The sequence below is a fragment of the Pseudomonas sp. UBA2684 genome, assembly GCA_002354655.1.
In the GTDB taxonomy this organism is placed as follows: Bacteria; Pseudomonadota; Gammaproteobacteria; order Pseudomonadales; family Pseudomonadaceae; genus Aquipseudomonas.
This window is the reverse complement of the sequence record DELY01000022.1, coordinates 1-8060: the sequence shown is the minus strand read 5'-3', so window position 1 is coordinate 8060 and position 8060 is coordinate 1. Positions and strand designations below refer to the sequence as shown.

Below are 8060 nucleotides of genomic sequence, written 5' to 3'. Positions count from 1 at the left end.
AAACGCGACGCCAAGAAAGGCCTCGCCACCCTGTGCATCGGCGGCGGTCAGGGCGTGGCATTGGCGATCGAGCGGGCCTGATAACACCGCTCAGCCATAGCTAGAAAAAAGCCGGCCCTATCAATCAGAGGGCCGGCTTTTTTATTTGCCATCGACAGCAGTGATGATTGCTATTGACCGCCTGCGTTTCTCAAGAGCCGGGCTGCGGCGCAACATTAGCCCCGTAGCCACTTACCCCCACTCTTCCGAGGACACCCAGATGAACAAGTACCTGATCGCTTCCCTGCTTGCCGCCAGCCTGACCAGCAACGTTTTCGCCGCAGACGGCGCAGAGCGCAGCATGAGCAACCGTATCGCCACTGATGGTTCTGACCGTACCAGCATCAACCGCATCGCTGCCGATGGCGCTGACCGCACTGGCGGCAACCGCGTAGCTGCTGACGGCGCAGATCGCACTGGCGCTAACCGTATTGCAGCCGACGGCTTTGACCGTACCAACATCAATCGCATCGCTGCCGATGGCGCTGACCGTACTGGTGGCAACCGCATCGCTGCTGACGGCGCAGATCGCACCGGCGGCAACCGCGTAGCCGCTGATGGTGCTGATCGTACTGGCGTCAACCGCATCGTCTGATTACATGGTCACTCGCAAATTAAAGGGCACCTTAGGGTGCCCTTGCTGTTTTTGCCGCACCTGCGTCCCGGCAGGTGAATCTTGATAAACTGCGCGCCCTCCTTTTTCGAGTCGCCGCGCATGCCCTCTCTCGACCAGGCGCTGCTCGCCGCACTGCATAACCGTCAAGACCTGCTGGCTGAACTGCACGCCCAAGGCACCGACTGCTACCGCCTGTTCCATGGCAGCCAGGAAGGTGCCGGCGGCCTGACCATCGACCGTTACGGCCGGCAGTTGCTGATACAGAGCTTTCACCAGAGCCTCAGTCGCGACGAGCTGCTGCAACTGGCCGAACAATGCCAGGCCAGCCTCGGCAAGCAACTGCTGCTGGTCTATAACGACCGCTCCCAGGGCAACTCGCGCATCGACCGCAGCGACCCGGTCTACCAGGCTGAACCCGCCGCGCTGGAAGACCTGGTCGGCCATGAATGGGGCCTCAACTACCGCGTACGCGGCCGTCATGCAGGGCAAGACCCACTGCTGTTTCTCGATTTGCGCAACGCCCGCGGTTGGGTCAAGGCGCACAGCGCCGGCAAATCGGTGCTCAACCTGTTCGCTTACACCTGCGGTGTTGGTCTCAGTGCCGCGGCGGGTGGTGCGCGCGAGGTGGTCAACCTGGATTTCGCCGAGGGCAACCTGGCAGTCGGCCGCGAGAATGGCGTGCTCAATCCCGAACTGACGCCGATGCAGTTTATCCAGTCGGATTACTTCCCCGCGATCCGCCAGCTCGCCGGGTTACCCATCGCCGCGCGCCGCGGGCATAAGCTGCCGCCATACCCGCGCCTGACGCCGCGCCAGTTCGACCTGGTGTTTCTCGACCCACCGGCGTGGGCGAAAAGCGCCTTCGGCACCGTCGACCTGCTGCGCGATTATCAAAGCCTGCTCAAGCCGGCGATTCTCGCCACCGCCGAAGATGGCGTGCTGATCTGCTGCAATAACCTGGCGAAAGTCGCCCTCGCCGATTGGCGCGAGCAGGTCATGCGTTGCGCCAGCAAACTCGGCCGCCCGCTGCGGGATTGCCAGGTGGTAGCGCCCGCCGCCGACTTCCCTTCGCTGGACGGCCAGCCACCGCTGAAAACCCTGATCCTGCAATTCTAGGGCACCACCCCGCGCTCGAGAAAACGCGCCACAGCTAACGTCTGGAACTGCGCGCGCGTGCCATACTCCAAGGCATTTCTCGTCGGGATAGATGACGCCTCGCCATGCACAAAGGAATGAAACGCGCCGCTGGCGCCCTGCTGATCGCCGTTGCCCTCTACAGCCTGCTCGGCTTTCTGATCCTGCCCGGGGTCGCGCTGCGCATTGCCAACCAGCAACTGGCGCACTACGCCAACCAGCCGGCCACCTTGCAACGCATCCAACTCAACCCCTTCAGCCTGGAGTTGAGCCTGTGGGGGTTACGCATCGGCGAGCCGGACAAACAGCATGTGGCGTTCGAACGCCTGTATGCCAATCTGCAACTCGACAGTCTATGGAGCGGCTCGCTGCGCCTGGCCGATGTCGAGCTGGATAAACCACACACCGAGTTACTGTTCGCCAAAGACGGCTCGCTCAACCTAACCCAGCTGTTCAAGCTACCCGCCAGCCCCGAGCCGGCGGCCGCAGAGACGCCCAGCGAGCCATTCCCACTGCGTATCGAACGCATCAAGCTGGCGGGCGGCAGTTTGTATTTCAAGGACCTGCGCCCCAGTGAAGCGATTGAGTTCATCTACGACGACCTCAACTTCGAGCTGCACAACCTCAGCACGCTGCCTGACGACAACGCCGAGATGACCCTGGTCGCCACCGGCCCCACCGGCGGGCGCATCGACTGGAGTGGCAGCATCAGCCTGGTGCCGATCAGCTCCAGCGGCAGCCTGAAAATCACTGACGGGAAGATGAAAAGCTTCTGGCCCTATGTACGCGATGCCGTGCCGCTGGTGCTCGAAGAGGGGGTGATCGACCTCAGCACCGACTACCAGCTGAGCCTGGCCAAGGGCACGGATTTGCGGCTAAACAATATCCAGGTCAAGGTCGCACCCTTCGCCATCAAGGCGCCGGACGGCCGTCCACTGGTCAAGCTGGCCAACCTGGAGGTCAGCGAAACCAGCCTCGACCTGGTCAAGCAACAGGTGGTGGTCGGCAAGATCCGCAGCCAGCAACTGGAAACCTGGGCCGCCCGCGAAGCCGATGGGCAACTGGATTGGCAAACGCTGCTGGCCACGGCGCCCACAGACGCAACGGCCGCGAGCGAACCGCCAGCCGAAGCGAGCAAACCCTGGCAGGTGCTGTTGCGCGATGTACAACTGCGCGATTACCAAGTGCACCTGGCCGACCGTGTGCCGGAACAGGACGTGGCGATTGACCTCGGCCCACTGAACCTCGACCTGCAGAATTTCGACAGCCTCGGTACTGCGCCCTTCACCCTCAAGCTGGACACCGGCCTGGGCAAACAGGGCAAGTTGCAGGCCGAAGGCCAGGTGCAGCTGACCCCAACCCGTGCTCAGCTGAAGGTCGTCACCCAGGACATCGACCTGCGCGTAGCCCAGGCTTACCTGAGCCCGTTCGTACGCCTGGAGCTGCGCAGCGGCCTGCTCGGCGGCGACCTGGATGTCGCTCTGAGCGGCACCGAACCCTTGGCCTTGAGCATCACCGGCAATGCCCAGGTCAACCAATTGCACACCCTCGACACGCTCAAGGAGCGCGATTTCGTGCGCTGGCAACAGCTCAATCTGGACGGATTGGATTATCGGCACGGCGACCGCCTGAGCATCGACAAGGTGCGCCTGAACCAGCCCTACGCACGCTTTATCGTCAACGAAGACCTGACCACCAACGCCAGCGAACTGCTAATCGCCCAGCCCACCGCCGACGCGCCGCCCGCCCAACCGGCGACGGCCGAGAAGCCGCTGGGTATCCGCATCGGCGAGGTGAGCATCAACGACGGTTCGGCCAACTTTGCCGACTTCAGCCTGACCCCCAACTTCGCCACGGCCGTTCAGCAGCTCAACGGCCGCATCGGCACCCTCGACAGCCGCGCGCCGCAACCGGCCAAGGTGGACATCGCCGGCAAGATCGACCGCTACGCGCCGGTGAGCATCAAGGGCAGCCTGAACCCCTTTGACCCACTCGACAGCCTGGATATCGTCACCCAGTTCAAGCAGGTCGAACTGACCACCCTGACGCCTTACTCCGGCAAGTTCGCCGGCTACCGCATCCGCAAGGGCCGGCTCAACCTGGACCTGCACTACCGCATCAGCAAAGGTCAGCTCAACGCCGAGAATAAAGTGGTGGTCGAGCAACTGCAGCTGGGCGAGCGGGTCGACAGCCCCAGCGCGGTCGACCTGCCCATTCGCCTGGCAGTGGCCCTGCTCAAGGACACTGAAGGCAAGATCGCCATCGAACTGCCGGTCAACGGCGACCTCAACAGCCCGCAATTCAGCGTCATGCCAATCGTCTGGCAAACCCTGCGCAACCTGGTGCTGCGCGCCGCCCAGGCTCCCTTCAAGTTCATCGGTGGTTTGGTCAGCGGTGGCGCGGACATGGACCTCAGCACCGTGCCCTTCGCCGCCGGCAGCGCAGAGCTGGACAGCGCGGCCCAGTCGACCCTGGACACCCTGGCCATGGCGCTGAAAGAACGCCCGGCACTGCGCCTGGAAGTCGAAGGCATGAGCGCGCAAAGCAGCGACGGCTTACCCTTGGCCGAGCAGCGCCTGGAACGTGAATACCAGGCCACCTACTACAAAATTCTCCAGCGGCGCGGCGATGCGGTGCCGGCCGAAGCCCGCCTGATGGAAGTGCCGGAAGACGAAAAAGGCGCGCTGCTCGAAGGTATTTACCGCACTCGTCTGAAACAGCAGCCACCGGCCGAGTGGGCCGAACTGGATGATGAGGTGCGCATCGACAACCTGCGCAATGGCGTGCTGCAATCCTGGGGGCAAAGCCAGTTGTTGCAACGCCAACTGGCCCAAGAGCGCGCAGCCAGTATCAAAGCCTACCTGGTCGATCGCGGCGGCCTGGCCGATGCGCGCATCTACCTGCTGGATGTCAGCCTGGGCCAGGCACAAGCGGATGGTCGCGTGGCCACGCCACTGCACCTGGATAGCGAATGAGCAGGTATCGATGATGCGGATTTACCACCTGACCTGGGCCTTGACCCTCAGTTGCGGCAGCGCGCTCGCCCAGGCCGACACATTGCGCTGCGGCAGCCAGCTGGTCAGCGTCGGCGACCGTAGCTTCGAGGTGCAACAGAAATGCGGCGAACCGGCCTTCCGCGACCTGGTCGGCTACACCCTGGGCGCCTATGAGCGGCGCGAGTTCAAGGTCGAAGAGTGGGTCTACGGGCCGAGCAACGGCATGCTGAGCATCCTCACTTTCGAGGGCAATCGGCTGACCCGCATCGAACGGCGACGCAACCGCTGACAACCGCCTGGCAGCGCTGTAGCCTGAAGGCCATCGCTGCCGCATTGGACGTGCCCCGTGAAAACCCTGCTTGTCACCCTACTCCTGCTCCTGGCCGGCACTGCCCAAGCCTCGACCTTGCGCTGCGGCAGCGCGCTGATCAGTCGCGACGATTACACCAGCGAAGTCCTCGATAAATGTGGCGAACCGCTGAGCCGCGACTTTCTCGGCTACCGCGAAGTGGTCGATCACTACGGCTTTCGCAACGAAGTTCAGGTTGAGGAATGGACCTACGGCCCGCGTAACGGCATGTACCACTTCTTGCGTTTCGAGGGTAATCGCTTGATCAGGATCGACAGCAAACGCGGCAACTGACAAACCGCCCGGCGGCTGCTAGCCTCTCGCCGCTTATACCCTAGGACAAGGAAGCCCCAGCCATGCCGCGTATCGCGCGCTCGTTCAGCCAGTTCCCACTCACCACCGACGCCCATGCCGCGCGGCGCGCCGAGCAAGGCATCGCCAGCCCACCCCGCAACTGACGCCGGACGCGTTACGCCATGCTGATCATTCCTGCCGAACACCCGCTGGATTGGCAAAAGCCGCCGGTGGTAACCCTGCTGCTGATCCTGCTCAACGTGCTGATCTATTTCGCTTACCAGGGCGGCGACCAGGCGCGCGAAGCGCACGCGGTGCAGGTCTACCTCGATGGCGGCCTGCTCAACCGCGAGCGGGCGTTGTTTCTGCCGGCCTTTGCCGAACGCCACGCGCTGGATGCCGACGCACAGCGCGCGGTCAGCGCCATGCGCCGCAGCGACCTGGCCAAGCTGGTGCTCTACGACCTGCACTTCGAACACACCCTGCAGCACAACTCCGCCTACCTGGCCGATCCAGCCTGGCAAGCGGCGCGGCAGCAGGCGCAAGCGGCGCGCGACCGCATCAGCAGCATGCGCTTCGGCTTTATCCCGGCCAAGTTCAGCCTCGAAGGGCTGTTCGGCGCAATGTTTCTGCACGGCGATTTCGGCCACTTGGCCGGCAATATGCTGTTCCTGTTCATCTTCGGTTTCGCCCTGGAAATCGCCCTCGGGCGCTGGCTGTACCTCGGCCTCTACCTGCTAAGCGGGGTCGCTTCGCACCTGCTGTGGTGGCTCATGGACCCGGTCTGGATCAGCGGGGTCGGCGCGTCGGGCGCGATCTCCGGGCTGATGGGCATGTACCTGGGTCTCTACGGCCTGCGGCGGATCAACTTCTTCTACTGGCTGGGGCCGCTGTTCGGCTACTTCCGCGCACCGGCCTTGTGGATCCTGCCGGTATGGCTGGGCAAAGAGCTCTACGGCGTGCTGCTGGCCGACGACAACGTCAACTATTACGCCCACCTCGGCGGCCTGGGCGCGGGCTTCCTCGCCGTCTGGTTACCGCGCCTGGGCGGCGCGTTAAAGGTCGATGAAGCCTACCTGAGCAAGCAAGATCCGGACGCGCCGTTCCAACGCGAGGTGGCCGCACTGGATGCCCTGATCAGCAGTTTTGCGTTGGATCAGGCGGCGGCGCGCGGTCTCGACTTGCTCAATCGCCATCCCGCTCGCCTGGCGTTATTGCAGCGCCTCTACCCCATCGCCAAAAGTCGCCAGGACAGCGCGCTGATGAGCGCGCTGCTCAAGCAACTATTTGCCCTGCCCGAACAGCAGGCTGCGCACGCGTTGCTGCAACGCGTGGCAGACGACGCGCGGGAGTCGCCGATGACGGTATTGCGCCATCCCGCCGTGCAACTGCACCTGCTGCAACGTCTGCTGCGCGGCAACGATGCGCTCCGCGCCCTGGCACCCTGGCGCCAACTGGCAGCCGCCGCCCAGCGGCCCAAGGCAATGCCCGCTCTGACCCTGCAACTGGCCAAACAACTCGGACAACGGCGTGACGCACAAAGCCTTGCCGAGCTGGCGCAGTTTCTCCGCCAGCATTACCCGGACGCAGAGCAAAGCCAGCAGATCGGCCTGATTCAGCAGCAGGCCCTACGCTGATCCATCGCCGCCACGCATGGCAGAGACTAATGGGCACTATTGAGCGAGCTAATTTCTCCTCGCGCGTGCACAGCCTTAGGGTAAGGCCACTGACAGTTTGGAGGCGGTTATGCCCAAGGTTCACGTCATGTCTGTTGTTGGCTCTGCCGTACCCACGCCGCTACGCGCGATCGGCCTGCTCGCCTGCTGGTATCTGGTCCAGGATGGTGAACGGATCGGCGGGCCATTCTTATCCCACGGCAGCGCTCACGCCGCCTCCCTCGGCATGCGCCCGTAACGGGACGGCGCCCACAAAAAAGCCCTCGCAGGGCGAGGGCTTTTCACACGCACGAGTGGCTTACAGCTTGCTGCTGAAATCGCGCAATTCGTCTTGGGCCTTTTCCTTGGTCCAGCCGTAGCGCTCTTGCAGTTTGCCGGCCAGGTACTCGCTATGGCCTTCGGCAATATCCAGATCGTCGTCGGTCAGGTTGCCCCAACGCTCCTTGATCCGGCCATTGATTTGCTTCCACTTACCTTTGATGACATCGGCATTCATGGTGTTGTCCTCTGCATTCGGGAGACCAGGCTCGGCTAGGCCGAGCCGGTTTTTCGAGCGTGGGCTTAATCGGCGGCTTTCAGGCCATCGGCCGACACCGCGGTAACACCCTTGATCTGCTTAGCCTTGGCAACTGCCAGATCACGCTCAGCATCGCTGGCGACGACACCGGAAAGGGCGACTACGCCTTTATTGGTTTCGACTTTGATGTCCAGACCGCTGAGGCTGTCATCGGCGATAAACGTCGACTTAACCTTGCTGGTGATCCATGTATCCGATACGGCTTCTTCAGCCTTATCCATGGTGGTGTTGGCAGCCAGCATGGTTGGCTGCGCAGCGACACGGCTATCGGCGAAGGCGCTGCCGGCCAGGGACAAGCTCAGGACGGTAGCGGTGATAGCGGCAAAAGCGACTGTATTGATTGGCTTTTTCATGGGTATTGCGGATTCCACGCCATTCG

The 8060-nt window shown here is 63.1% G+C and carries 10 protein-coding genes; 8 read left to right on the top strand and 2 right to left on the bottom strand.

Annotation, left to right across the window (positions count from 1 at the left end):
• The 8 genes from B3M58_RS08820 to B3M58_RS08785 form a co-directional block, all read left to right on the top strand.
• Positions 1–81, top strand: an 81-nt coding sequence (locus tag B3M58_RS08820) for a hypothetical protein (protein WP_296218404.1), incomplete at its 5' end; no start/stop codon positions are given.
• An 82-nt stretch (positions 82–163) separates the two neighbouring features.
• Positions 164–634 (top strand): phage infection protein, encoded by a 471-nt coding sequence (locus tag B3M58_RS08815; RefSeq protein WP_296218400.1) that lies wholly within the window; start codon positions 164–166, stop codon positions 632–634.
• Between the two features lie 120 nt (positions 635–754).
• Complete coding sequence (locus tag B3M58_RS08810) at positions 755–1771, top strand: class I SAM-dependent rRNA methyltransferase (RefSeq protein WP_296218399.1); 1017 nt, start codon at positions 755–757, stop codon at positions 1769–1771.
• A gap of 104 nt (positions 1772–1875) precedes the next feature.
• Positions 1876–4764, top strand: coding sequence for a DUF748 domain-containing protein (locus tag B3M58_RS08805; RefSeq protein WP_296218397.1), 2889 nt, complete (start codon positions 1876–1878; stop codon positions 4762–4764).
• Between the two features lie 13 nt (positions 4765–4777).
• A complete protein-coding gene (locus tag B3M58_RS08800; protein ID WP_296218403.1) occupies positions 4778–5074 on the top strand; it encodes a DUF2845 domain-containing protein in 297 nt (98 codons plus the stop codon).
• A 57-nt stretch (positions 5075–5131) separates the two neighbouring features.
• Positions 5132–5428, top strand: coding sequence for a DUF2845 domain-containing protein (locus tag B3M58_RS08795; protein WP_296218394.1), 297 nt, complete (start codon positions 5132–5134; stop codon positions 5426–5428).
• 182 nt (positions 5429–5610) lie between these two features.
• A complete protein-coding gene (locus B3M58_RS08790; RefSeq protein ID WP_296218392.1) occupies positions 5611–7065 on the top strand; it encodes a rhomboid family intramembrane serine protease in 1455 nt (484 codons plus the stop codon).
• 109 nt (positions 7066–7174) lie between these two features.
• Positions 7175–7342, top strand: a complete 168-nt coding sequence (locus B3M58_RS08785) for a hypothetical protein (RefSeq protein WP_296218405.1) — start codon at positions 7175–7177, stop codon at positions 7340–7342.
• A gap of 60 nt (positions 7343–7402) precedes the next feature.
• Here B3M58_RS08785 and B3M58_RS08780 read toward each other — a convergent pair whose 3' ends face one another.
• Together B3M58_RS08780 and B3M58_RS08775 are read right to left on the bottom strand one after the other, a co-directional pair.
• Complete coding sequence (locus B3M58_RS08780; protein ID WP_296218390.1) at positions 7403–7600, bottom strand: CsbD family protein; 198 nt, start codon at positions 7598–7600, stop codon at positions 7403–7405.
• A gap of 65 nt (positions 7601–7665) precedes the next feature.
• Positions 7666–8034, bottom strand: coding sequence for a BON domain-containing protein (locus B3M58_RS08775; RefSeq protein ID WP_296218402.1), 369 nt, complete (start codon positions 8032–8034; stop codon positions 7666–7668).
• Positions 8035–8060: the final 26 nt, after the last annotated feature.

Excerpts from the sequence above, each read along its gene's own strand:
- B3M58_RS08815 (WP_296218400.1), top strand. The coding sequence starts at position 164 with ATGATTGCTATTGACCGCCTGCGTTTCTCAAGAGCCGGGCTGCGGCGC.
- B3M58_RS08810 (WP_296218399.1), top strand. The coding sequence starts at position 755 with ATGCCCTCTCTCGACCAGGCGCTGCTCGCCGCACTGCATAACCGTCAA.
- B3M58_RS08805 (WP_296218397.1), top strand. The coding sequence starts at position 1,876 with ATGCACAAAGGAATGAAACGCGCCGCTGGCGCCCTGCTGATCGCCGTT.
- B3M58_RS08800 (WP_296218403.1), top strand. The coding sequence starts at position 4,778 with ATGCGGATTTACCACCTGACCTGGGCCTTGACCCTCAGTTGCGGCAGC.
- B3M58_RS08790 (WP_296218392.1), top strand. The coding sequence starts at position 5,611 with ATGCTGATCATTCCTGCCGAACACCCGCTGGATTGGCAAAAGCCGCCG.
- B3M58_RS08785 (WP_296218405.1), top strand. The coding sequence starts at position 7,175 with ATGCCCAAGGTTCACGTCATGTCTGTTGTTGGCTCTGCCGTACCCACG.
- B3M58_RS08780 (WP_296218390.1), bottom strand. The coding sequence starts at position 7,600 with ATGAATGCCGATGTCATCAAAGGTAAGTGGAAGCAAATCAATGGCCGG.
- B3M58_RS08775 (WP_296218402.1), bottom strand. The coding sequence starts at position 8,034 with ATGAAAAAGCCAATCAATACAGTCGCTTTTGCCGCTATCACCGCTACC.